Consider the following 23,782-nt stretch of genomic DNA (forward strand, 5'->3'; position numbering starts at 1 on the left):
TTTATAACTTGATTAAGGATAGATCTCTTGGTCTTTATATACTATTTTCGTTATCATTTTTGAATATTTTAATCTCGTTATTTCAATGAGTTCATTTGGCTGCATCATATTCACGATGTGACTATCATTTATTTTAATTTTGGTGTTACCTCGTCCCAGTCCTTTGACTATTACGATGTTATTATTCACCTCTACTATTTGTCCAATTGTGTTGAACTGCTCTTGTTTCTTGAGATCAAGGTATGTTACAAGGCCAAGTATACAAAATATAATAAAGCAAAAAATTGATAACGCAGTTGTCCATGCAGGAGGGTGATATGCTAAGTTATTGGTAGTTACTTGAATTACGATTATAAAAATAAATAGAACGATGAATAGAAATTGCTTTTTTAATTTGCCTTTAGCTTTTTCGTTCATAGCTTCTCCTTATTAGGTTTTCTGGTATTTCACATAACGTTCTTGTATCTACAAACCCTCACTACCCAAAGAGTGCAGCGACTTGCCGCGACACGATTAAGTAGTGCAGGGTTACCTGCTGACTCCACTTCTTCGAATACCCTCGGCAGACCAAGAAGCGAAAGCAACGGCGTAGATATGTTGTTATCTAGATGTCAATTAACTTCCAAAAACTACTTATAAGTTGTACTTCATTTTCATTCTTTCATATAACTTATAATCCGTATTTCTATTTACAATCTCTCCAATTAACTCTTTCCATTTATTTTCAATCCACTGAGGATTTTGTTCTTTCAGAATATCCTCGTTAAATTGACTATCAATATACTCTAAATCTTGTTTGAGCAGTCCTATATCCTGAATAAGTTGATTTCTCGATTCTTTTTCTAGCGATACCTTATTCGATAAAATGTCGTCTGTGATTTCTACACTTATATACGTATACATATCTCTAAACACATTATAGATTAAATTGGTTGATGATAACTGATCTTCCCTGAAGTCGGAATTTAGAAATACGAATGATTCTTCACCCACTTTCAAAGATACAGCCACATTTCCTAATGCGTGTATGACTGTTTCCTTCGAAGAATTGTCCTCTAAGCTTTTGATCACATTATCTAAATTGTAGATTGATTCTTTTATACCAATTTCGGTTCCATGATTCAGTTTAACGGTGTAATCAACGTCTTGATTGTCTTTGTACGCTTTGAATTGATAGTTGAAGTACATGCTTATTATCAATCCAACCATTAGTATGATTATCGCAATATTTTTTCTCACTGAATTACCTCCTACTAGTGCCTGAACTACGTATATGATAACTTCATATTGTTACAATTGCGAAAGGAAATTGGCGAATAAGGGAGATTTATTAGTTTTATCAAACCCTTATCCATACGGATCAAAAGAAGAAAACGAAAATTGTTCAAAATTAGTAAAGGCATGGGTTATACTCACAAATATCCAGTTAATACACTGCATTTTACTCGTTTACGACATAAACAAGAACTTATTACATAACCTTAATTCATTTAATCAGTTAATCAATAATTTTTTTTAAGCTCAAAAATAGTTGCCTCTGATAAAAAGATAAGCCTATCGTTATTAACAGCTAAAAAGCTTAAACTTACAGGTATGCTCATTTTTGTAGAAGAGTCACTTATATCTATTGCCTTTATTTCATCATTTATATGTAAGTCTGGGATATCTATTTTATAATATCTATAAAAAGAGTCAGAGTTATAGCATGTCGCCGTAATCTGATATAATGGATTTTTTAGTTCATATTGATATTTCTTATACTTTTTAAGTCCTTTTGATGAAAAAAAGTCTTCTTCGATTATAATTTTATCTCCAATAAATTTTTGCCCTGTTGGATATTCAGAAGCATCATTATATGAATTTGCAAATCCTAAAAGCTTCTCAACTTTCCAAGTTCCATAGAAATATTTTTCAGTTTCACTATCCAAGCTTATACGGTCTACCGTACAATAGTCGGATATGTTTTTTTGAATAATAGCCTCCTGAGTTTCAGGTTTAGGCTCACTAGAAGTATTGGGATTGGATGTCTTTTCAACATTTCCACAAGCCGATGCTAGCATCAACATTATCATCATACAAGCCAATATTGTTTTTTTCATATCTCACACTCCTACTATGAAGTTATGATTTCGCATGTTTACTCGCTTGCTAACTGAATTAATCCCCGTATGGATTAAAATCTTCTGTTCCTTCTTTTTATATCACCATGTGCTAAAAGCTACTTCCATACAGCGAATAATTCTTCATTGCTATATAACAAATGGGGCGATACTTTTTCTTTACTTTCCGATGACTTTATCAGTTTTCCCTCAGTGTTTTGTTCTGGTTGAGTTGTTACTTGGTTACTGGGAGGTTCGCTCTAGCAGAAATTATATCAGAGCAATTGAAGCAAGGAATGACATAAAATTTACATTATTTATGAACAAAGTTAACTTTATGTTATCTAAATCACAAACAACAATTTCCAATCTAACCCATACGCTTGCACTTGGTGACAGTGACGCTGGTATTACCCCAACTTAAAAGATTATGAATATCTAACTTGCTTTAAGCTTGGGAGGTCTGACTTTGTGGAGCCATAAACAAAATCCCACTCCATGGCCGAGTGGGATTTTGAATAGAACTTCTCTTTTGTGGAACTATCGTTTCGCTAAATCAAGGGAGAGTAGTATTGCTAACATATTTCATTCCAACTCTGAAACTGATTCGCCACTAATTATCGTACCGTTATTCTTACCTTCACAAATTTCTTTCATCGAACCTGGTTTATCGAAGTTAAACACATGCATTGGCAGATTGTAGTCTCTTGCTAAAATGAAAGCTGATTGGTCCATTACCTTTAAGTTGTGTTTTAAAACGTCGTTGTAATGAAGCGAACGAAATTTCCTTGCATCTTTATCAAACTTAGGGTCTGCATTAAGAACACCATCAACACCTTGCTTTGCAACTAATAAAGCGTCACAATTAACCTCGATGGCTCTTTGTACTGAAGGATAGTCTGTTGTAACGTAAGGTTGACCGTTCCCCCCTGCAAAAATTACAATATAGCCTTTTTCTAGATGGTGGATTGCTCTTAGACGGATGTATGGTTCTGCAACTGAAGTAATAGGTATTGCGGTCATTACTCGTACTTCTTTTTTGGTCTTGGCTTTAAGAACTCCACGAAGCATTAAACTATTTACTACAGTCGCAAGCGTCCCAATGTTATCAGCTTCTGCCCTTTCAATCCCCCAGCTTTCCGCCATATTGCCTCTGAAAATGTTACCCCCACCTATAACTAACGATACTTCAACGCCTAAATTTACTACTGACATAATTTCATCCGCAATATGGTCTAACCTTTCTGGCTCAAAACCAAATTCAGAGTTTCCTGCTACTGCTCCACCACTTAGCTTAACGAGAACCCTTTTGTACCTTGACAATTATTACACCCCCATAAAATAAAAACACTAAAGCAATAAATGCTTTAGTGTCCTAATGGAATGAAAATATGAAATTACGCAAGTCGACTGAATGTAAGTCTTCCGTTTCCACCTCATACTCCCACTCCTTCATGTTTTTTCCATCAAGTAATTTTACATTACGTGAGGCTAAATTGCAATTACCGTCAATATTAAATCTGCAAGCAATTTCAATAAGTTATAATATGATTTACGATGAGCCGTATCAAAGAGCTACCTTGCCGTTTTACAAACAACAAAAAAATCATAACCCCTCAAGCCAACAACGCCTGTTCAATCTGATCCACAATGCCATTAATGCCTGTCGGTCCATAACAGCCGATCCATGTCGCAGCATCTACGGAATGTATTTGCTGTCGCTCACCCGTATCCAGCATCCCCCACACACGCTGTTCTGTCGCGGATATCCCATCCTGCATAAGCTCATTACTGAGCAAAAAGTAGTGACTGGCTTGTACAGCCGTTAATCTATCAACCGAGATATGATATGCTGTGTCAGCGGTATCGGATACAAATAACGGAACAGGCAGACCCAGATCACGGTACAACACAGCACCTGTACGATGAGCGGCAGAGTGAACCCGAACGAGAGAGTCCAGCGGACGAATCAATGCCACACTTTTACCTGCCAGTACTGGAGCCAGTTCTTCGGACAGCAAAGCAGTACGTCGATGATAATCCGCAAGTATACGCTTGGCCTCTGCCCGCTTGCCTGTCAGTTCACCGAACAGACTCAGGATGTTCTGCCAGCTCTCATTACGCTTGAACATAATCACTGGAGCGATCCGGCTTAACCGTTCAACGTGCTGATCATGCACCTCGGTGCAAATAATCAGATCTGGAGACAGTCGTTCCACAGCAAGCAGATCAGGGTATTCATACGTTCCGAGCAATTCGGTAGCCTGAAGTCCTGCCCTGATATATTGCGGGAAATGGAACGTTCCACTTCCTACTCCTACACTTCCCGCTGGAGACAACCCAAGCGCAAGCAAATGATCCGCATACTGGACATCAAGTACAGCGATACGTTGCGGTAACTCTGTGACAGTATACTCTCCTCGCATATGGCAGATCACCGGGCCTTGGGCTGACTCATACGAAGAAGCCGCGCGATTCTGAAGCAAAGTATTTGCATAGTCTGTATCTGTTCTCGAAGCGGCCGCAAGCCGGTAATGCAGCGGTGGGACACCATAATATTTCTTAAACGCCCTGCTGAAATAATACATGTCGCGATAGCCCATTTTATCAGCAATTTCACCGATAGAAACATCCGTATGACGCAGCATCCGCGAGGCACTCTCCATGCGCAGCTGAATGACATACTCCATCGGTCCGAGCTGCTTCTCTTGTTTGAATCGGCGTTGTAGCTGTCTTACACCGCATCCCGCAAGGGCTGCCAACTCTTTAAGCTCCAGATTCTGGCGATAATGCGACGTTATATAGGAAGCGACAACATCCACCATGTCGGACTCCGCTCCTCCCTGACCACGTTCATACGCCATAATCAGCTCGTAGATCATGCCCTGGAGCAGTGCGTTGGCATAAAAACGTTCCAGCCCTTCGCCGCGGCGCCATTTGGCAACGATTTTTTCCGCATTCTCGATCCATTCCGCTTGAGTCACAGGGTTCTGAATAAACGAAGTTTGCAATGGGTGTTTGCGATACGAGGGTATAACATGAGAGGCTCCTTCCATGGAAGAAGCCTTGTACATGATCACTATATAATAAAGTTCGTCTGATCTGGCGGTCAGCGTGAAGGATGTGCCCTCCACCACATGACAGGCAAAAGAAGCTCCAATGTGGCAAACCTCACCATTCATTGCAAGCTCCCCTTCCCCTCCGCATGCCAGCAGCAACACATTTGAAGTTAATTCTGTTTCGCTAAGAACACTGCCTGTCTGCAAAGTACCGCTATACCCATCAAGCATCTTGATCGTCGTATCACTCCATAGACTTGTCTGTTCTTGCAGCGGCATTTCTCTCATCTCCTGACAATAGCAAAGGTAAAATGGTTGCTGTTGTCATTTTAATTGAGATTTATTCTCATTGTCAATTTTCGGACATTTTCTGCAATATTCCCCTGACATCTGATAATAAAAACAACAGGTGATCCGCTCGCTTTTGGCAACGTAGCCATTGTCTTTGCATTCGGTGAAGCGAGTTAACGGATTCTTTCTCACGCCGAAAATCTGCCCGGATGCCACCTGCGTCAGATAGGCAAAGTCTGCCTGAATTTGCTCTCTTTCCTGCTCCGTCTCGTTTTCATCCGTTGTGTATAGGCGGCCAATGCGTACCATGATATTCTCCCAAAGGATACTCATGGAAAGAGGCGCAATCACAGCAAGCGTCTTTAACAGCGGTGTAAGCTGTACTGCAAACATCTCCTCTACCACCTTTTCCCGCGAGGATTCCCTGTCTTCCGATAGTGGTTCTGCCCGAAGTCCATTCACCGCTAGAAAAGGAAATCGTGTGCCGCCTTCATGATCTGAGAGCGCCGGATGATAGAGAAAGCTGTTCTCCAGCTGAAACGAGACATGCTGATGATGAAAAGTCATCGCGGTCACCAGCGGAGCCGTCCACAGATAGCCAATTCGCTTGGCTAACATCGAAGCGGCAACCTTCATGTCAGGCGCATCAATGTACTCCTGAAACCAACTGATATACTCTCGGCATGCCGCTTCGTCACGCAGCTCACTCAGAGCAATGGTACGGACACTATGTTCAGGCGGCTCACCAAGCAAAATCGAATGATCCTCCACGGTCTCTTTCCATAAGTCTGTCGAGAGATACGCGTTCATATTAATTCGATCCGAGCAGGGCTTCCGATGCCTGATCTACAATCAGATTAATCGCAAGCGGTCCGTAGTATGCAATCCACAATGTTGAGTTTACGTCATATGTGCGGTTATTTTTCACAGCATCAAGGGACTTCCACACGGGATTACTCACCATAGCCTCTGCCTCCGCCGCAAACAGCTCATCCGACAGTACAAAATAACGATCTGCCCCGATCTCAGGAACCTTCTCCATTGAGATTTCAACGGAGGTATCATCCTTGATTCCCTCAACGAGTGCAGGCATTTTCAAACCCAAATCCTGATACAGAATACCACCTGTACGATGCTCGATCCCATGAACACGAATGCCTTCTTTACGCGGACGAATCAGCGCTACCGTTTCATCACCCAACTTCTCCGCAAGCTTGGTCTTCAATCCAGCAACTTTTTCCTCATACGCCGTGCGCACCGTCTCTGCCTCGTCCTGCTTGTCTGTAATTTTAGCGACTGTGGCTAACGTATCACGCCAGTCTTCGTAAAAATCAAGTACCAGGGTAGGTGCAATTTTGCTTACACTCTCATACTGCTTCTCCTGGAAATCAGTCATGATAATCAGATCCGGGTCCAAGGCTACAATTGCTTCAAGATTAGGCTCGTCCCGTGTACCCAGAACCTGTACATCACTCGGTTGATCGCCTAAGTATTCTGGAAAATCAGTGTTTCCTCCAGCGATAACACTGCCAGCCGGCTTCTCGCCAACCGCTAACATTTGATCGAGAAACTTAACATCAAGCACCGCAATTTTCTTAGGTTTTTCGTTTAGCGTCAGCTCACCCTTCATATGCGTGATCGTTACGGGAAAAGCTCCGTCCGTCTGAGTTCCTTCATTCGCAGGTGTCTCCGCTGGCGTTGCCGCAGGCGGCTTGCCGCTATCTGTACTTGTTCCGGCACCGCAAGCCGTCAGGACAAGAATAAGGGCTAACATCAAGCCCATGAATAATCGTGATTTGCGAGCAGCATATGCCTTGCTTCCGGCAGCCTGCCCCTTTGTTCCTTGATTCATGATGAATCCCCCTTATGTATAATACTGATAATGATTTTCATTATCGAAACATAAAGAGAGTATAAACGATCTCCGCATCGCGTTACCATGTACTTTTGCGACATTTGAGTCGGACTAATGCGACATCACCAGCCGCTTATCCGCCCTTTAATTTCTCAGCGATATACGCTTGCAGTCGGTAAATGTCTGAAAGAAGCTCTTCTTCCTCCCGCGTATTTCCATACTCCCCTAGCCAGCGCGGTGTGCGGATATGCCACTCGTTAGACATGTATTGCTGTTTATCTCGATACACTAGAACATGTCCCAAGAAATACTCCAAAGAGCCGAAAGATTGCTTACGACTATCGATCATGATGGATTTTGTTTTTTCAATGATCGCCTGTAACATGTGTTGGATATGATCTTCTGGATTCATAGAGTTGCCCTCCTTATCATCATTTCAAGATGTATAGCTTCATCCAAGCAAACTAGCAATCAATTTCTTGGATGCAAAACAGTAGACGATTGAACCGACGGGAATTTCATTCGGGAAAATCTCTCTCCCCAAACAAATACCAATATTCTTTTTACCGGCTAATGAATATAATTCACTTTCACTCATTTAAAATCCATTATATGGTTTAATAATGATTATCATCAAAATACAAAACGGAACGGTCTAACAATTAAAGATGGTAGGGATGTTATGTGAAAAGAAATGTTATCATTTTACTTCTATCAGTCATCATTATTCTAGTAGGGATTTATTGGTATGCAGACAGAGAACTCATCTCTCTTAAAACAGGATCTACATTACCATTACAATGGGAAGATCCATATAATAACCATGAAGAGCCAATTCAACTTACAGATCAAAATCAGACTTTGTCTGATTCGAAAGTGCATCTTACTAATCTCTACTACCTGCCTAATTCAAAAAAACTGCAATTTGGCTTATGGTACAGTAAAAGAGAGTATCAACCGAATCCATCTAAAAAGATTCCAGATCGAATTTTTCAAGTTACGATCCGCGATAAAAACGGACAATTGTATGATCAAGATACCATTGTTAAAGCTGAAGGCTTGTTTGATGAGTTTCAACGCAGGTCGATTTCTATTGATTTAGACAATCAAGAATCTATAGAATTAACGATTTCCTTGATTGAGCAAAATGGAACAACCGTAACCCCGATGGAGTCAACAACTATTAACGTACCCTTAGACAAAATAAAAAAGTGAAAAACTTAACTTAGCAGTTTACTCAACGCTTTGTGTAGGGAGAATCTTTTCTTTATTGTGAGAGTTCGAAAAAAAGAAGCCAGATATTTAATTCACCGGCTTCTTTTTTCTCAAGTAAAACGAAGTGCAGCATCGCCTAAAGCATGAATATGATGTGATTCAGGCATTCATGTTCTATGAAACACTAACCTCTCTTCTACTTAATTTCTTAAATGCCGAGTATTCCTGACTAGAATTTATATAACTTAATATCTTTTCCGCACATTCCGCTGAGCTAAGCTCTTCCGTGTTCACTTCCAGATCATATTCATCATAGGCGTATATGTAGTCGAACTGGGAATGGGCGAGTCCAATCGCACGATCTCCTCTGCTCTGCTCTCTTCTGGTGAGTTCTTCTTTCGAGCAGTGCACACCTACAAACAATATCGGATAATCCGATAGTAAATCATAAAAACCGTTAAACCACTTGTCATTGCTGATGACCGTATCCACGATGACATTCAAACCCATTTCCGAAAACAGTTTAATGGTTGCACAGTACAACGAATTGATAGGGTCGAACAGGATATCTGTCATCACATGGTGTTCCACTTCTCTCGTTGGTTTCATATCTGGGTATGTATTGTCGATAAACTGATCATAATTTTGGGCAAATTGATCTACAGACAGATGATGAAACGGAACCTCTCCCTGATTTTTCAATTCCATCGCGATGCTCGTCTTCCCCGCACTTGACGTTCCGTTCAAAAATATAATGAGTCCTCGTTCCATATCAATCACCCTTATCATTAAAATTGGCAACACCTTTCAGAGTAAGCAATTGTGTCACTAAGGCGGAGCTGGTTTCTACTTGTTGTATATCATTCACTCCAAAATTCAATGATTTTCTTGTTCACGATATCCGCTTGTTCGTGGTTAATGGCATGACCGGCATCTCGAATGATCTCAAAATTCAGGTTGTTACTCTCCAGCTTATGTATCGCTCTTGGATAGTTAGAGAGCATGTCATATTCTCCGATTAGAAACTTGACCTTCTCTCTCAAGATGCTGAGTTCCGAATCACCGACAATTTGAATCCTGTGCTTCATCATAGACTTGTTATTAAAATATTTTAGAAGATAATACCAGTGTCTCATTAATTCTTCATTCTTTGCAAAGACCGAATAGTTAGGTCCGCTCAATTTTCTAAGAAGCTTCTCACAATTTTTCTCTGACGGGAACAATGCTTCCGGCAGAAAGGCCTTCATCATTTTGGAGATGACTTCAAACGAATTTGTGGGAATTCTACCTGCCAAGCACATCGCTTTTCTTATTCTGTCAGGTCTTCTCAACGTGTAAAAATAAGACAGATAGGCGCCATAAGACACTCCACAGATATACGAATGGTGAAGGTAGAAGGCATCCATGATTTCATCGATCCATGTTATCTGGTCAAAGCTTTTGAAATATTCCGCGTTGGGTTCACTCTTCCCTGATCCACCGATAGAATCAACCGCTATAACGAAAAACTTTCTTGATAACTCGTTCATATTGTACACCCACATCATTGCTGCGTTATCTGCAGTGCCATGAAAAAGTAACAAAGGCGGATTTTGAGATTCTCCGGCAGTAATAACATGTGTCTCTCCAAAGCTGGTTTCGATACGCTTCTCTTCATAATGCACGCCATACAAATGTAACAACTTGTCATACGACTCGTATATGAGTTGTCTTCCTTGAAGAGTTTTATATCGCTGCATCATTACTTCCCCTTCTTATTTTGATGCTTCTCTTTCCTCTTAATATATTGTTTAAAATACTCCCTGAACACATCATAGATCGCCTGCATTTCAAGGATCTCATCCCGAAACTTATTCTGTATCTCGTCTCTCTGTTTATGTTCAAGCTCAATGTTGAATTCTTCAGCTTCATATTGACTTAACAGATCAAAAAAGTATTCACAAGGCTCTTTCACAGCTTCACAACTGTCAGCATACTGACCAGATTCCAGCAGAAAACTGGCCCAGGATATTTCTCTTCTGTCGTACTTTATGTACAAACAAGCAATGTATTGATCGAAATGTTTACTATTGTAATAAATGATACAAGGTTCGGAGTGGATGTATTTGTTAACGATTTCAATAGCGCAGCCTTGATAACGTACCGTAGCTAATTCGATGATCCAGTACGGCGGCTTCGTGTATTCAAGGATAATGTCATCACAAAAAGGCTGAAAATGTTTGTACCAGATTAATTTACTCCCCAGCATAATGCCTAGCTTACAAGCAAACTCTTTATTAGGTTCTATCTTCATCGTGATAACTCCTTCTTTGCAGGCCTTCTCCTGGCCTCCCAGGAAATTACGCCAACAATTAAACACTCCTGAATGTCTCCTTAATTATATATTCACATTCCTTCCCTCTGACTTCTCTAGCTTTCACCTATTAATTTATCTGTCCCATTCAGTATTATCTTCAAAATCTATTTCTTTAAAAATTGCGGCTATGATGTCGCGCTTACTTTTCAAACTTTCTTTAATCCATGCATTACCTTGTTTAGATGTGTAATAATAATTGGTGTTTATGTCACTTACATAAAATTGAACCCATTCGATAACAAAATCTGGATCTTCCATTCCAAGATAATACAAAGGTCTCAATGCAACCTTCATTAATGGAAATTCAAGATCAGGCCTATAATAACAAAGATGCGAAATAATAGAGAAATATCCTTTTGCAGCTCCCTCACCACTATAGCTTGGTATAAATTTAGCTACACATTGTACGATTTCTACATCAGAATAATTTTCAGGCTCTATTTCTATTATTTTTAATATGTCTTGAAGTTTTTGGCTTCCTGAGAATTGGACAATCATACTCAAGCTCCTTTCTAAATAATTCTCGGATATTTCCTATACGTTCCTATATTCACGACCCAACGAATGCTGGGATGTCCGACTGCATCAACTTCTCCTGAATTTATTCTACCTTTTCTAGTTTCTAGGTTTTAATATGTATTTTTTGTCTCTTGCCCGCTCATTTATTTCTTTAAGCAAGTTCTCTTTATAAATTGAAGTACTATATGGAATTTCTCTATGATTTTCATCTGGATGGATATTCTCTACATAGATAATAAAGTTGTTTAAATCCATCTTCTTGATGATGAAATAATTCCCCTCGAACTCACCATTACGAATGTGAACGGAATCAATGAAATCAGATATAGCCTCATAAAGTTCTTGTGATGAAATCTCATCTTCTAAAAAACGTTCGATGACTTCCCGGCTATTAATCAAACTTTCTCACTTCCTTTATTGTTTTTTCAGGATTTCAAGAGTTTCTGATAACGTCTTTTCTAAGAATTCGCTTAATGTTCCCATGTATATTATTAGATAAAGAGAGGGCTAATCCTCCATCTCCGATAGGTTGTCTTCAGGCTTGAGTGGCCGAGGAGCTCCTGAATCTCCTTATTCTGGTACGCAAAAAGGCAGCTTCTGCATTACACATCGCTGCCTTTTTGCTTATTAACTTTTTTCAAACAGACCTATCCAGCGTTATGATGTTCAACCTTTTATACCGCTAAATGTAATGCCGCTAATAAACGTCTTTTGAAGAAAAAAGAACAAAACAATAATAGGTAATGTCATCAAGGTGGATACGGCCATTAATAGACCCCATTCGGATCCCTTTTGACTCTGAAATTGCTGCAATCCGAGCGAAACCGTGTAAGATGGTTCATTGGTTAAATAAAGCAAGGGACCCATGAAATCAGTCCAGCTCCCCATAAATTGAAACAATGCCACGGCTAAAACGGCGGATTTGGCTAGTGGAAACATGATCTGTAAATATATGCGGAATTCACTAGCGCCGTCTAAGCGGGCCGCTTCGCGCAGGGCATCAGGCAGTCCCATGAAAAACTGTCGCAATAGAAAAATGTAAATGGGCACTCCAAAAAACTGGGGTACTATCAGTGGAAGAGATGTTCCTACCCAACCCAATTTAGTAAACAACAGGAATAGAGGAATCATCGTCACCTGTCCGGGGATCATCATCACAGCGAGAGTCACAAAGAAAAGTATACCTCTCCCACGGTACTCTAACTTGGCAAAACTATAGGCAACCAAGGGACAGGATATGATCACACCAAGTGTACTAACGATTGTTATAATTGCCGTGTTTTTCAGATATGTCCAGAAAGGGATATACTCAACGGCACGGGAATAATTACTCCACAGAATTGGATGCGGAATCCACTCTGGTGGGAATGTAAAGATTTGTGTGAGTGGTTTAAGAGAAGTGGAGAGCAGCCAAATGAACGGAATAATGAAAAATGCAGAAGCAACAATTAGACATACATAGGCTAACGCACGATTGATTCTTTTGATAGCGGTAGGATTCATCCCTTACTTCCCCCTCCTTATTTCCCTTGATAATGAACCCAGCGTTTAGACGTAATAAAAATAATTCCGGTTAATGCCATAACGATAATAAATAAGATCCAGGCCATTGCGGAGGCATAACCCATTTTGAAATACCTGAATCCGTTCTCATATAAATACATGACGTAAAAAGTCATGGAATTTGCAGGAGTTCCTTGCCCTTTGGTCAACGTATAGGGAAGAGTAAACTGTTGGAATGCACCGATCATTCCCATGACAAGGTTGTAGAAAATAACGGGAGTGAGCAAAGGCAGGGTTACCTTTCTCGTTTTCTGAAACCAGTTAGCTCCATCAATTTGTGCTGCTTCATAGTACTCATCAGGGATATCTCCTAATCCAGCAAGGTAGATGACAACAGCTTGCCCAATACCCCAAAGCGACATCAAGATGAGCGAAGGCTTGGACCACGACTCACCACCAAGCCAAGAAGGCCCATCGATACCGATATTCGCTAACATCCCGTTCACCAATCCAAAGTTTGGATGTAACAACCACATCCACAGAACAGCCAATGCCACTTGTGGAACAAGTGTAGGCAAGAAAAAGATCGTTCTGAATATAGCCATCCCCTTGACCTTCATATTCAACATCATAGCGAGTGCCACACCGAAAAATATACTTAATGGAACAAAAAACACGGTGAAATAAAGCGTGTTGTATATGGATTTCCAAAACAGAGGATCATGGAAAAGATCTTTATAATTACTCATTCCGACAAATTCACCAGGCTGCAGAATGCTGTAAGTGGTGAAGCTGAAGTAGATGGACATTAGCATCGGAATTGCATAAAAGCATAGCAGCCCTATAGCCCAAGGTGAAGCAAACAGCCACCCAATCACGTTAGTTCTGTGGAGTGCTCGTTTCCTTGCCGATGGAATTGCGTTTACTTGAACTGAATCGGCCAGTTTCGCCATTTGCATTCTCCTTCCAATTGTCATTCATTAATAGGCAAGGAGAGAGAGAGTTCTCTCCCTGCCTACCAAGCACCCTATTTGTCGTATTTTTCTAAAGCCTTATTAATAGTCTCTGTTACTCTATCCAGGTTCTCTTTCGGAGTACCGTTACCGCGGGTAGCCTTTTCCGTAGCGGAAGCTAACTCATTCCACAACAGCTGTCCTTCAGGAATAACTGGTCGGTTGTGTGAATTTGGCAAAATTTCAATAAATTCCTTCATAATCGGATCGTCCTTGTAACCGTACTTGTCGTTAACCGAATCGATAACAGAAATTTGAGAGTCAGCGTTTAATAACGTTTGCCCCTCTTCTTTTCCTAAGAATTCGAGGAATTTCCAAGCAGCAGCAACGTTCTTGGCGCCTTTAGGGATAATAGCGGACCCGCCTCCCGACCATGTCGTAAAATTAGTACCTGTTGGGGTCGGTATTGGTGTAACACCGTAATTTAAATCCGGCTTAAATTTTTCGATACCCTTCACCGTAAAGTTTCCACTTATCTTCATGCTGACTTGACCGGAAATGAACGGATCCATTTCCTCCGTGCCAGCTGCGCTTGTGAATCCGGCAATATCCTCAACATTGTATTTTTTGCCGAAGTCGGTCATCCATTGTAGCGCTTCAACGACTTTAGGATCATTTGCAGTAATTTTGCCGGTGGCAGCGTCCTGGAATTCTCCTCCAAATGCCCATCCCCAAGTATACAGCCAGCCTTGCGAATACCATGGGATGAACCCGATCCGTTTGAAACGTTTACCTTCCTTAATGGTTAACTTTTCGGCGGCCGCTTCAAGCTCGGCGATCGTTTGTGGTGGTTTGTTGGGATCGAGCCCTACTTCTGTGAAATGATCCTTATTGTAAAATAGCAGTCGAGAGTCCGTATCCATCGGCATTGCATAAAGCTTTCCTTGATAACTGGACTCCTCCCAAGCAAATGGATAATACATTTCCTTAAGAATTCCAGATTCTGCTGCCATCGAGGATAAGTCAGTCAGAGAACCTTGTGCAGCCCAAGTACCGACCTTAAAACGGTCGAAAAGTGCAACGTCAGGAGGATTGCCGCCTGCGACTGCAGTTAGCAGCTTCTGATCGGATCCCTCGCTGGATTCTGTATAAACCAATTTCATTTTGATGGTAGGGTTTTTCTCTTCAAATGCCTTCACGACTTTATTCAAATTATCTAAATCAATGGAGGTAAGACCATGCCACATCGTAACCGTTGTATTCCCCTCTCCGGCCTGATCACTTGAGTCTCCCTTCGTTGAGCAAGCGGTTACAAGTAGTGACATAGCCAGAAAGTAAACAAGAATTGGAAATGCGAATTTTTTGGATCTCCTCATTCAAAGTCCCCCTTAAGTTAAATTAATTAGTTTAACTTGAATTCCTATAGAATCCACTCCATTTTCTAATCAATCCACATTTTATGTAAGCGCTAACAAGACTGGTGATATGAACTATTCAAATCAGAAAATGACGAATAAAGTGAATTGGTTATAAGAATCCTGCTGGCTATACTAATTATACTAAGTATATTAATATGACATTACGAAGCATGTCAATTGCAATATTACGACATACTTCACAGAAGACAGACCGCGTCTAGAAGAAGTTTTTTCTTGCGATATCAGGTCAGGAAAGTCCATGCTTCAAAGTTTTATTTCTGATATCAAAAAAAGTGCCGATAAGCCCCCGGGGACTTCTCGACACCTTGAACAATATGCTTGATTTTGTTGAGCTACGCTTACCCTACCTGTTATTTTTCATGACCATACGATGTTCAATAATGTTCAGCTCGGGAACTGCTGTTCCATGCAACTGAGAGATTAGCATATCCACTGCCAATTCACCCATCTGCTTCTCATCCTGCTTAATATGTGTGAAGATGGGTTGACCTAAGTGATCGTTCAGGGAGTCGAAACAAACAATCTCAAATTCCTCCAGAGATTTCCCCATCGAGTGGATGACTTGAGCCAGCATGGTAGCTATTAGAAATTCCGACGCGACGAACGCCTTTACATCAGGGTTTTGTTTCAAAAAATGCTTTACTGTTTCTTTATCACTTTCAATCGCTGTTCCGTTTATGTTCATGGGAAGGGTGCCCTTCAAGTTCGTCAATACATAATCTTTGTTCAAGTTCATTCCTTCTTGGGTGAAGGCAAACGTATATCCGAGCAGCCTTTCCTCCAATGTTGACGTGTTCTCTTCCGGCGGAGATAAAAAGGCAATTTTTTTATGACCTTTGCTAATCAGATGCCGCGTAAGATCCATGGCTGCTTTCTTATTGTCTGTGTATACCGAACAAACCGGAATTCCTTTTAGATATCTATCGGCCAAAACAATTGGAAACCGATCTAATACAAGTCGAAGCAGCTCCGAATTATAGTGTTGACCATGAATGGGGGTCACGATTAATCCTTTGATGCCCAAACCAATAAATAAGTCGATCGCGCGTTTTTCCTCATCCCGATCCCCGCAAGTTCGCTTAATAATGAGTTGATAATTATGCTCAGCACTCCGCTTTTCCATCGATCTAAGAAGTTGTAGGCCAAACTCGTCAGAAAAATTCGGTATAATAAAACCGATCAACCGCTTATCATCCTCAGGCACCAAGGTCGATTTTACCTCTGAATAGTGTTTCGGTTCTTGTTGTTCTCCAATAATACCATCGGACACATATGAGCCTTTTCCTTGTATTCGTTTAATAACCCCAGAATCTGCCAATTTCTCCAAAGCCTTTTTAGATGTAATACGACTGACGCCAAATTTTTCAGCCAACTCTTTTTCAGAAGAGACTCGGTCTCCTTCTTTTAATCGACCTTCTTTAATCTCTTGTACAATAGAGACATATATCTGCTCGTATAAATGCAATTCCACAAAACCACCCTGACATCATAATATTAGTATACTAAGTATATTACACAAGAAGTAATTCGCAAAGTTACTCAGATTACCGGCGAACTTCTGTGGCATGGCGTTTTCCAAGTCTATTGTGTCAGACCTCTCCTTACAGTTAGACCCCCTGGTAGGGTCATGGAATAACTGGCCCTAAGTCGACAGCCGATTCCCGTTTATCTTAGTGGATGCGATGGTATTGAAGGTCCGTGAAGAAAACTCTCGAAACCAAACGAACAAAAAAAGCCGTCCCTCAAAATATATTCATACCTTGAGGGGCAGCTTATCGATACACTGCTGATTATTTAGATAGCTCTTCCTTCACCATAAGCTGACGGGCATATTCATTCAGATCGATAGACTCGCCCCCGTTCAGCCGTGACTTTTCAGCTGCGAATGCGATCAGATGACTCCGGACGGAAGCTGCAGCAGATGTCAGGCTCTCCTGGCCGTTATAGTGACGGACCTCATTCAGAAAATTCCTCACAATGCCGCTGTCTCCCCCACCATGGCCACTGGTTTGAGAAGGGATTGTAATTTCTGTTTTTTGATGTGTCAAAAAGTCGTACACCGTAATTTGATCTTCCTCACCACGAAGTTCTCCTTTCGTCCCCATGATCTGGATTCTACGTTCCTGCTCAAATGTAAAGCCGCACATACTGAACATGGCCGTAGCTCCTCCTTCAAATTCCATATTCACAACCTGATGATCTACCACATTATTGTCACTCCGGTATACACACCGGCCGTAATCGGTATCACGTAAGCCCTGTATGATATTCGTTTTCGTCAGCTCCTGTGTAAAATGTCCTGCCCAACCCCTGAACTGGTCACTCAAATAAAATCTTGGTGCAGAATACGCACAGGTTGGTTCTACAGCACAATCCAAGCATCGGTCAGCGGAACCTTCCTGTGCATTGCCTTCATGAAAATGTTTAAGAGATCCGAACGAACTGACCTTAAGGCAAGGCTGATCCACGAGCCAGGATAATACGTCCATATCATGGCATGACTTGGACAGGATCATCGGGCTGGATGTGTTAGAATTGTTCCAATTTCCCCGCACGAAGCTGTGGGCAATATGCCAGTAACCCACATTCTCATTCAACTGAATGGAGACAATTTCTCCGATACGTCCTTCTTGTATCACCTTCTTGATTGTATTCCAGAACGGTGTGTACCGCAGCACATGGCAGATCGTCAGCAGCCGATCATTATCTCTGGCCGCTTGTTCCATCTCAAGACATTCCTTTGGATCAGGTGACATTGGCTTCTCCAGCATAACATGATACTTCTTATCTAAAGCCTGCATCGTTGGACCATAATGCATTCTGTCCTGTGTACAAATAACCGCAATATCAGCCAGCTTAGGTTCAGCCAACAGGGGCTCCCAAGTCTCATAACAGTGTTCCGGCGGAATCCCGTGCTTCTCAGCAAATCTTGCTCTTCTCACTGGATCGGCTTCGGCAACCGCAATGAAGGTAAGCTCATGCGGATAATCAAGTGCATAGGGTGCATAGCCACCCGCTCCCCTCGCACCTGCTCCAATCAGGACTGCTTTCATTTGACTCATATTTGTTCACTCCTTTATGATCTGAAATCTACGGATGAACCTTCTAATCCGCTTGGGTATAACGGTCTGCTGCTGATTGATAGATGGCTACATATCGTTCTACGCCCATCTTTTGGAGAGCTGCCACATACTGATCCCAATTGTCAAAGGATTCATTTCCAGTAATGAATTTGTCACGCATTTCATCTACATACGTTTCAATATCCGTCTGGAAAGTGGTCAGATCCCGTTGTTCTTCCTGCGTGAAATTAAATGGAGGCCAAATTTGATCTTGTGGTAAGATGTGAGACTCTGCTTTTTTCGCATTATCAACCGAAGTTGGCAGACCTTCAGCACCCTTGAAGTATTTCTGCTTCACAAAACCAGGGTAGTATCCACCCGGCCAAATCAGGTATTGACCTACCGCCTGGTCCAGATTAAGGCCATCCGGGTTGTTTTTGATATTGTCGACATAGTCTACGTTACCGTCTGCGTCTTCTTTATACGTCTCATCTTTCCATCCCATGAAGAACGTCTTGATGCCCTCATCGCTGTAGAAATAATCCATCCAGCGGATCATCGCCTCTGGGTTTTGGGCTTTATCTGTCAGTACGAACATCCCAATATTACCGAGTGGAGAACCATAGGCGTTGTATGTCTGATCGCCATGAGGCCCCTTCAGTACTGGCATGCCAATATAACCTTGCTGATTGTATATCGCAACCGGATCGACATTATCAACAACTCCGATCAGGCCTTCCATACCTTTAGCATCCACTTCGGTACTCTTAACAGAAACAATGTCCTGCTCGAGCAATCCGTCCTTGTAGAGCTTATTCACGAACTGCAGCAGCTCCTTGTATTGGGGGTCGGTTGGAATAAAGCGTACTTTATCCGTCTGAGGGTCTGTATCAATGTTAATGTTGGAGGTGCCATGATTATTCAACCCAAATGAACCTCGCAGGTAGTTCACCACACCATTCGTTCCCACACCGCCCCAAGCAATCTCGTCCTTTTGCCCGTTGCCGTTCGGGTCCTTCTCTTTAAATGCTTTCAACATATTATAGAAGTCATCTAATGTCTGCGGTTCCTGCAAACCTAATTTATCAAGCCACTCTTTCTTCAACCAAGGTGTTCCGTACAGAACCGACTTGAATTCCGGATCATACAAGGTTGGCAGCCCATATATGTTACCATCCGGCATCGTAATCCCTTTGCCAATAACCGGATACTTCTTCATTAGAGCCTTAAAGTTAGGCGCGTATTGGTCGATCAGATCATTCAGAGGAATAAATGCGCCCTGCTTGCCGTATTTCAGCAGATCCGATCTGGAAAACGCCGAGGCATAGAACAGCTCCGGGTAAGCGCCGCCTGCCAGCAGGAGATTGCGTTTTTCCTTCAAATTATCCTTCTGCACCGTATCCCACTGGATATGAACATTGGACATCTTCTCATACTCTTTCCAGAGTCTAAGATCGTTCCAGTCTGCATTGGCAAAAAACTTTCCGGCAAATCCGCTCACTGTAATGGTGTCATTTACGATCGGAAATCCGCTCGCGTTGACTTTGTCATTGGCAGCTCCTTTATCCTTGCTACTTCCCGAATCAGCATCCTTAGAATTGCACCCTGCCAGCATCGAAACGGACATCATACAAACCAGAGCGATACTTCCCCACTTTTTGAGCGTCATTCTTATTCCTCCCTTTGTCCCATCGTTATCCATACAAGGAATCATCCCTTAATGGCACCAATCATTACGCCTTTAACAAAATATCTTTGCAGGAAAGGATAAAGCAGGAGCACCGGTATATTGGCAACGACGAGTACAGCATATTTGATGCCTTCCACTTCCCTTTGCTGCTTAATCGCAGACTCGGTTGACATTTTGACCATATCGTTCGTCTGTCCTTGAATCAGAATTTCCCGCAAAATGAGTTGAAGTGGAAACTTGTCCTTGTCTGACAGATACAACATTGCGTTAAAGAAGGCGTTCCAGTGCCCAACAGCATAGAACAGAATCGTCACCGCTATAATGGGCATGGATAATGGCAGGATAATCCGGGTTAACGTTTGAATATTGGAGCAACCATCAATCGTCGCCGCCTCATGCAACTCATTTGGAATCGATTGCTGGAAGAATGTCCGCATAATGATGATGTTCCAGATCGAAACGGCATTTGGAATGATCATGACCCAAAATGTGTTTAACATGCCAAGGTTTTTGATTAGCATATAGGTTGGAATTAGTCCGCCACTGAAGAACATCGTGAAAACAAACAGGGCCATGATGGCATTGCGGCCTATAAAATCCTTTCGGGATAGCGGATATGCCGCCAGAATCGTCATGACAAGATTAATCAGCGTCCCCACTGACGTATAAATCAGTGTATTGGTATAACCTCTGAGGATATCTTTGTTCTGAAAAATCTTCTCGTAAGAATGGAGATTGATGCCCTTGGGCCATAGGAACATTTCACCACGCAGGACAGCCTGCGGATCACTGAACGAAGCACTTAACACAAAAACAAGCGGGTAGATTACAATAAGCGTAATTGTAATTAACAAAAAATGGTTAATTACATTAAAAATACGATCTCCTCTAGATTCAACAAGCATGCATCAGCAACTCCCTTACCATAGGCTCGTTTCACTCATACGTTTTGAGATCTGGTTAACCGTGACTAGTAAGATGAAATTGATTATGGAGTTAAACAGACCAATCGCCGCCGAGAAGCTGTATTCAGCATCTTGTATCCCGCTCCGGTAAACGTAGGTAGAGATAATGTCCGAGGTTTCTAAATTCAGTGTGTTCTGCATCAGCAGGACTTTCTCGAAACCAATACCCATGATGCTTCCGATATTTAAAATGAACAAAATGATAATTGTCGGCATAATACTTGGTATATTAATATGCCATATCCGCTGCAACCGGGTTGCCCCATCCACACGCGCTGCTTCATGAAGCTGAGAGTCCACGCCGGCTAATGCCGCCAAATAAATAATCGAGCTCCAGCCCATGGTCTGCCACACATCCGACATCACAAATAAGGTCTTGAACCAGGATGGCTCAGACAAGAAATTAATGGGATTACCACCAAACATACCAATGAAGTGATTAATGATTCCGTATCGCGGCGATAAAAACATCATCATCATGCCTACGACCACAACGGTTGATAGGAAGTGCGGCGCATAGGTTATGGTCTGAACAAATTTTTTAAACTTTTCCGCCCTTACCTCATTCATCAGAAGCGCCAAAATGATAGGGACTGGAAAACCTACCGCCAAGCTGTACAACCCAAGTCCAAGCGTATTTTTAATTAATCTCCAGAAGAAATAACTGTGAAAAAAACGTTCAAAATGTTCAACTCCGATCCAGGGGCTTCCCCAGATTCCCTTCGTTGCAATGAAATCCTTAAATGCGATTTGAATGCCATACATCGGCAAGTACTGAAAGACAATGTAATACGCAACAACTGGCGAGATTAACAAATAAAGCTGCCAATTTCGTAAAATGGGGTTCCACTCTTGACGTCTTCTTCTCTTCTTTTCATGTACTGCATTCATTGCAGGTTGTACAGTTGTATTGGCCATGAACATCCCCCCCCCTGGAATTGTCACTACAATTCTGCCTGGCAAAATGTCTTCTTTGTGTTACCACCAGCGCTTACGCCGCTCGAAGCAGTTCCCACCTTTCTTTTTTGATTTCTAAGATTTGATTTAAAGTACTTATATGTTAGAAGTTGTTACACAAAGTGAGTGAATAGCGTTAATAGATGACTTCATCATCTAACGCAAAAGGATTTGTTTTTTTGGATATATATTTGGATATATATTTGGTTCTAGTTTGGAGTCTATTTTATGTAAATTGAAAGGAATCAGTTTGGATAATAGGTTGTAAGAGTTTTAGAGGATTCTTGTTTATTTTATATAAACATTGATTTAAAGGGGTGTGGAAGCGCAATCAATAATTTGGTTTAAGATAAAATCTTAGCTGCAGGCTAAATCCAAAAACATAGAAAACAAATCCAAACGCTTAATTTCATACATCATAATATAGCCCACAGACAGTTGTCAAACATTTTTTTGGCTTAATTTGGATTATATTTGGCTAAATAAAACAAGAAAAACCCACGCGGATGCATTCCTCGTAGGTTTTATATTAAAGTTATCTGGATTCATATGTAACAAAATATCACACAACTATCTAGTCATCCATACGATTTGTACGATCATAAACAGATGATTCCCTCACAATAAGGGTGCTGGGCAACAACACTTTATGGAGAGATGAATAACGTCCTTCCAGATAATCGTTAATTAATTGTGCTGCTACTTTGCCGATTTCATATTTTGGAACTTGCACGGACGTCAGAGGTGGGGTTGTATACTGCGCCATAGAAATATTATCCATGCCCACGAATGCGATATCTTGAGGAATACGGCCATTTTGTTCAACCACTGCCCGCATCGCAGGAATAGCGAGCATATCACTTGCACAAAAAATTGCCGTCGGCCAATCAGACTTGGGCGTCTCGGTCAGGAGATCCGTCAATCTGCTGTAGCTGAGATTCACATTCCAGTTGGTGTTGATAATCCAATGTTCATTCAGATTCAGGTTTGCTTCCAGCATGGCAAATTTATAACCGACGTACCTTTCTTCGCTCTCTATTTGTTCCGAATATGCGGGGCCACCGATAAACCCAATCCGGGTATGGCCTTGCTCGATCAAATGACGGACTGCTGTGCGGGCAGAAAATATTCGGTCACAGTCAACGACCGGTACAGTAAGCCTTTCGTCATTGAGACTTACACCCAATACAGTAATATTCTCTTGCTCAAGCAGCTCAAACAATTTTTCATCGTACCAGCTGATTGCGACTATACCTTGAGTACCCGTTTCCTGAAGCATCATCTTTATCCGTTCAGTGTCACTAAGTTCTTCGCAAGTGCGGACAATTGCTGGAGGCAGCCCCAGTTCCGTCATTTTAACGTGAAAACCTGTCAGTACCTGTGAAAAGTACGGATGATCATCCATCAAAATCTGTGGCACGATACAAGCTATCCGTTTGGCTGAGGTAATCTCTTTGCCAATGGATTTGGAGGATTCATCCAAAATGTATCCCAACTCAAGAGCAGCTTCCCTAATTTTTCGCTTTGTCCCTTCATTGACCGGTCGATTGGTATCATTGCTGATCGCACGCGAAACCGTTGATATGGATACGCCTACACGTTCTGCGATATCTTTTAATTTTGGCATTACAGCACCTCCCCTTGCTCTCTTCATTTGGAGCCAAAATTTATGTTTAGCAATGATCATATCATAATATTGTAATATTTTGGCGTCAATTAAACAAGCCGCCATGCAAGTACCGTTATACTGTCAACACGCGATTTTTGCCACTTTTCATAAGCTTTTAATTTGTTTGACAATCTGTACGATAAAAAAGCC

23 protein-coding genes and 1 pseudogene are annotated in these 23,782 nt (G+C 41.6%); 2 read left to right on the forward strand and 22 right to left on the reverse strand.

Translation table 11 applies throughout. From position 1 onward, the window contains the following. Nucleotides 1–12 precede the first annotated feature (12 nt). From MHB84_RS05185 to MHB84_RS05220, 8 genes are all read right to left on the reverse strand, one after another. The gene (locus MHB84_RS05185) at nucleotides 13–417 is read right to left on the reverse strand and encodes a hypothetical protein (protein ID WP_076290100.1); all 405 of its coding nucleotides are present in this window, start codon (nucleotides 415–417) and stop codon (nucleotides 13–15) included. Nucleotides 418–633: 216 nt separating this feature from the next. Further along, on the reverse strand, nucleotides 634–1,239 hold the full coding sequence (locus MHB84_RS05190; RefSeq protein ID WP_256716848.1) for an oxidoreductase: 606 nt from the start codon (nucleotides 1,237–1,239) through the stop codon (nucleotides 634–636). A 263-nt stretch (nucleotides 1,240–1,502) separates the two neighbouring features. Then, nucleotides 1,503–2,099: a hypothetical protein gene (locus tag MHB84_RS05195; RefSeq protein ID WP_076290101.1), complete on the reverse strand. Its 597-nt coding sequence runs from the start codon at nucleotides 2,097–2,099 to the stop codon at nucleotides 1,503–1,505. Between the two features lie 585 nt (nucleotides 2,100–2,684). Next, nucleotides 2,685–3,422 carry a UMP kinase gene (pyrH, locus tag MHB84_RS05200; RefSeq protein WP_076290102.1) on the reverse strand — a complete coding sequence of 246 codons (738 nt, stop codon included), beginning with the start codon at nucleotides 3,420–3,422 and terminating at the stop codon, nucleotides 2,685–2,687. A gap of 293 nt (nucleotides 3,423–3,715) precedes the next feature. Next, nucleotides 3,716–5,437: a helix-turn-helix domain-containing protein gene (locus MHB84_RS05205; RefSeq protein ID WP_076290103.1), complete on the reverse strand. Its 1,722-nt coding sequence runs from the start codon at nucleotides 5,435–5,437 to the stop codon at nucleotides 3,716–3,718. Between the two features lie 45 nt (nucleotides 5,438–5,482). Further along, the gene (locus MHB84_RS05210) at nucleotides 5,483–6,259 is read right to left on the reverse strand and encodes an IucA/IucC family C-terminal-domain containing protein (RefSeq protein WP_076290104.1); all 777 of its coding nucleotides are present in this window, start codon (nucleotides 6,257–6,259) and stop codon (nucleotides 5,483–5,485) included. 1 nt (nucleotide 6,260) lies between these two features. Continuing rightward, nucleotides 6,261–7,301, reverse strand: coding sequence for an ABC transporter substrate-binding protein (locus MHB84_RS05215; protein ID WP_076290105.1), 1,041 nt, complete (start codon nucleotides 7,299–7,301; stop codon nucleotides 6,261–6,263). Nucleotides 7,302–7,437: 136 nt separating this feature from the next. Then, nucleotides 7,438–7,716 (reverse strand): hypothetical protein, encoded by a 279-nt coding sequence (locus tag MHB84_RS05220; RefSeq protein ID WP_076290106.1) that lies wholly within the window; start codon nucleotides 7,714–7,716, stop codon nucleotides 7,438–7,440. 272 nt (nucleotides 7,717–7,988) lie between these two features. Between MHB84_RS05220 and MHB84_RS05225 the strand changes: the two genes are divergently transcribed. Next, complete coding sequence (locus MHB84_RS05225) at nucleotides 7,989–8,519, forward strand: hypothetical protein (RefSeq protein WP_076290107.1); 531 nt, start codon at nucleotides 7,989–7,991, stop codon at nucleotides 8,517–8,519. Nucleotides 8,520–8,693: 174 nt separating this feature from the next. On the opposite strand, the gene MHB84_RS05230 is transcribed toward MHB84_RS05225, so the two are convergent. From MHB84_RS05230 to MHB84_RS05270, 9 genes are all read right to left on the reverse strand, one after another. Further along, nucleotides 8,694–9,290, reverse strand: coding sequence for a chloramphenicol phosphotransferase CPT family protein (locus MHB84_RS05230; RefSeq protein WP_076290163.1), 597 nt, complete (start codon nucleotides 9,288–9,290; stop codon nucleotides 8,694–8,696). Nucleotides 9,291–9,379: 89 nt separating this feature from the next. Further along, nucleotides 9,380–10,183, reverse strand: a complete 804-nt coding sequence (locus MHB84_RS05235) for an alpha/beta fold hydrolase (RefSeq protein ID WP_341143008.1) — start codon at nucleotides 10,181–10,183, stop codon at nucleotides 9,380–9,382. A 77-nt stretch (nucleotides 10,184–10,260) separates the two neighbouring features. Continuing rightward, complete coding sequence (locus MHB84_RS05240) at nucleotides 10,261–10,812, reverse strand: hypothetical protein (RefSeq protein WP_076290165.1); 552 nt, start codon at nucleotides 10,810–10,812, stop codon at nucleotides 10,261–10,263. A gap of 135 nt (nucleotides 10,813–10,947) precedes the next feature. Beyond that, nucleotides 10,948–11,373, reverse strand: a complete 426-nt coding sequence (locus tag MHB84_RS05245) for a hypothetical protein (protein WP_076290108.1) — start codon at nucleotides 11,371–11,373, stop codon at nucleotides 10,948–10,950. A gap of 117 nt (nucleotides 11,374–11,490) precedes the next feature. Next, nucleotides 11,491–11,793: a hypothetical protein gene (locus MHB84_RS05250; RefSeq protein ID WP_083678966.1), complete on the reverse strand. Its 303-nt coding sequence runs from the start codon at nucleotides 11,791–11,793 to the stop codon at nucleotides 11,491–11,493. 267 nt (nucleotides 11,794–12,060) lie between these two features. After that, the gene (locus tag MHB84_RS05255; RefSeq protein ID WP_072734216.1) at nucleotides 12,061–12,897 is read right to left on the reverse strand and encodes a carbohydrate ABC transporter permease; all 837 of its coding nucleotides are present in this window, start codon (nucleotides 12,895–12,897) and stop codon (nucleotides 12,061–12,063) included. 17 nt (nucleotides 12,898–12,914) lie between these two features. After that, complete coding sequence (locus MHB84_RS05260) at nucleotides 12,915–13,850, reverse strand: carbohydrate ABC transporter permease (RefSeq protein WP_072734217.1); 936 nt, start codon at nucleotides 13,848–13,850, stop codon at nucleotides 12,915–12,917. Nucleotides 13,851–13,924: 74 nt separating this feature from the next. Further along, nucleotides 13,925–15,226: an ABC transporter substrate-binding protein gene (locus MHB84_RS05265; RefSeq protein WP_076290109.1), complete on the reverse strand. Its 1,302-nt coding sequence runs from the start codon at nucleotides 15,224–15,226 to the stop codon at nucleotides 13,925–13,927. A 406-nt stretch (nucleotides 15,227–15,632) separates the two neighbouring features. Next, complete coding sequence (locus MHB84_RS05270) at nucleotides 15,633–16,760, reverse strand: GntR family transcriptional regulator (protein ID WP_076290110.1); 1,128 nt, start codon at nucleotides 16,758–16,760, stop codon at nucleotides 15,633–15,635. Between the two features lie 57 nt (nucleotides 16,761–16,817). Between MHB84_RS05270 and MHB84_RS05275 the strand changes: the two are divergent. Beyond that, nucleotides 16,818–16,995, forward strand: a pseudogene (locus tag MHB84_RS05275) (transposase); the annotation flags it as partial. A gap of 84 nt (nucleotides 16,996–17,079) precedes the next feature. On the opposite strand, the gene MHB84_RS05280 reads toward MHB84_RS05275, so the two are convergent. The 5 genes from MHB84_RS05280 to MHB84_RS05300 form a co-directional block, all read right to left on the reverse strand. Beyond that, nucleotides 17,080–18,351: a Gfo/Idh/MocA family protein gene (locus MHB84_RS05280; RefSeq protein ID WP_076290111.1), complete on the reverse strand. Its 1,272-nt coding sequence runs from the start codon at nucleotides 18,349–18,351 to the stop codon at nucleotides 17,080–17,082. 43 nt (nucleotides 18,352–18,394) lie between these two features. Further along, the gene (locus MHB84_RS05285; protein WP_076290112.1) at nucleotides 18,395–20,020 is read right to left on the reverse strand and encodes an extracellular solute-binding protein; all 1,626 of its coding nucleotides are present in this window, start codon (nucleotides 20,018–20,020) and stop codon (nucleotides 18,395–18,397) included. A 41-nt stretch (nucleotides 20,021–20,061) separates the two neighbouring features. Then, nucleotides 20,062–20,946, reverse strand: coding sequence for a carbohydrate ABC transporter permease (locus MHB84_RS05290; protein WP_076290113.1), 885 nt, complete (start codon nucleotides 20,944–20,946; stop codon nucleotides 20,062–20,064). A 15-nt stretch (nucleotides 20,947–20,961) separates the two neighbouring features. Next, nucleotides 20,962–21,924 (reverse strand): ABC transporter permease subunit, encoded by a 963-nt coding sequence (locus tag MHB84_RS05295; RefSeq protein ID WP_083678967.1) that lies wholly within the window; start codon nucleotides 21,922–21,924, stop codon nucleotides 20,962–20,964. Between the two features lie 613 nt (nucleotides 21,925–22,537). After that, complete coding sequence (locus MHB84_RS05300; RefSeq protein WP_076290114.1) at nucleotides 22,538–23,590, reverse strand: LacI family DNA-binding transcriptional regulator; 1,053 nt, start codon at nucleotides 23,588–23,590, stop codon at nucleotides 22,538–22,540. Between the last annotated feature and the right edge of the window lie 192 nt (nucleotides 23,591–23,782).

Source organism: Paenibacillus sp. FSL F4-0087, from assembly GCF_038020215.1.
Taxonomy (GTDB): domain Bacteria; phylum Bacillota; class Bacilli; order Paenibacillales; family Paenibacillaceae; genus Paenibacillus; species Paenibacillus taichungensis.

What these genes read in the sequence shown, in the direction of transcription:
- MHB84_RS05185 (WP_076290100.1), bottom strand. Translation starts at nt 417, where the DNA reads ATGAACGAAAAAGCTAAAGGCAAATTAAAAAAGCAATTTCTATTCATC.
- MHB84_RS05195 (WP_076290101.1), bottom strand. Translation starts at nt 2,099, where the DNA reads ATGAAAAAAACAATATTGGCTTGTATGATGATAATGTTGATGCTAGCA.
- MHB84_RS05205 (WP_076290103.1), bottom strand. Translation starts at nt 5,437, where the DNA reads ATGCCGCTGCAAGAACAGACAAGTCTATGGAGTGATACGACGATCAAG.
- MHB84_RS05210 (WP_076290104.1), bottom strand. Translation starts at nt 6,259, where the DNA reads ATGAACGCGTATCTCTCGACAGACTTATGGAAAGAGACCGTGGAGGAT.
- MHB84_RS05215 (WP_076290105.1), bottom strand. Translation starts at nt 7,301, where the DNA reads ATGAATCAAGGAACAAAGGGGCAGGCTGCCGGAAGCAAGGCATATGCT.
- MHB84_RS05220 (WP_076290106.1), bottom strand. Translation starts at nt 7,716, where the DNA reads ATGAATCCAGAAGATCATATCCAACACATGTTACAGGCGATCATTGAA.
- MHB84_RS05230 (WP_076290163.1), bottom strand. Translation starts at nt 9,290, where the DNA reads ATGGAACGAGGACTCATTATATTTTTGAACGGAACGTCAAGTGCGGGG.
- MHB84_RS05240 (WP_076290165.1), bottom strand. Translation starts at nt 10,812, where the DNA reads ATGAAGATAGAACCTAATAAAGAGTTTGCTTGTAAGCTAGGCATTATG.
- MHB84_RS05245 (WP_076290108.1), bottom strand. Translation starts at nt 11,373, where the DNA reads ATGATTGTCCAATTCTCAGGAAGCCAAAAACTTCAAGACATATTAAAA.
- MHB84_RS05255 (WP_072734216.1), bottom strand. Translation starts at nt 12,897, where the DNA reads ATGAATCCTACCGCTATCAAAAGAATCAATCGTGCGTTAGCCTATGTA.
- MHB84_RS05260 (WP_072734217.1), bottom strand. Translation starts at nt 13,850, where the DNA reads ATGGCGAAACTGGCCGATTCAGTTCAAGTAAACGCAATTCCATCGGCA.
- MHB84_RS05265 (WP_076290109.1), bottom strand. Translation starts at nt 15,226, where the DNA reads ATGAGGAGATCCAAAAAATTCGCATTTCCAATTCTTGTTTACTTTCTG.
- MHB84_RS05280 (WP_076290111.1), bottom strand. Translation starts at nt 18,351, where the DNA reads ATGAGTCAAATGAAAGCAGTCCTGATTGGAGCAGGTGCGAGGGGAGCG.
- MHB84_RS05285 (WP_076290112.1), bottom strand. Translation starts at nt 20,020, where the DNA reads ATGACGCTCAAAAAGTGGGGAAGTATCGCTCTGGTTTGTATGATGTCC.
- MHB84_RS05290 (WP_076290113.1), bottom strand. Translation starts at nt 20,946, where the DNA reads ATGCTTGTTGAATCTAGAGGAGATCGTATTTTTAATGTAATTAACCAT.
- MHB84_RS05295 (WP_083678967.1), bottom strand. Translation starts at nt 21,924, where the DNA reads ATGGCCAATACAACTGTACAACCTGCAATGAATGCAGTACATGAAAAG.
- MHB84_RS05300 (WP_076290114.1), bottom strand. Translation starts at nt 23,590, where the DNA reads ATGCCAAAATTAAAAGATATCGCAGAACGTGTAGGCGTATCCATATCA.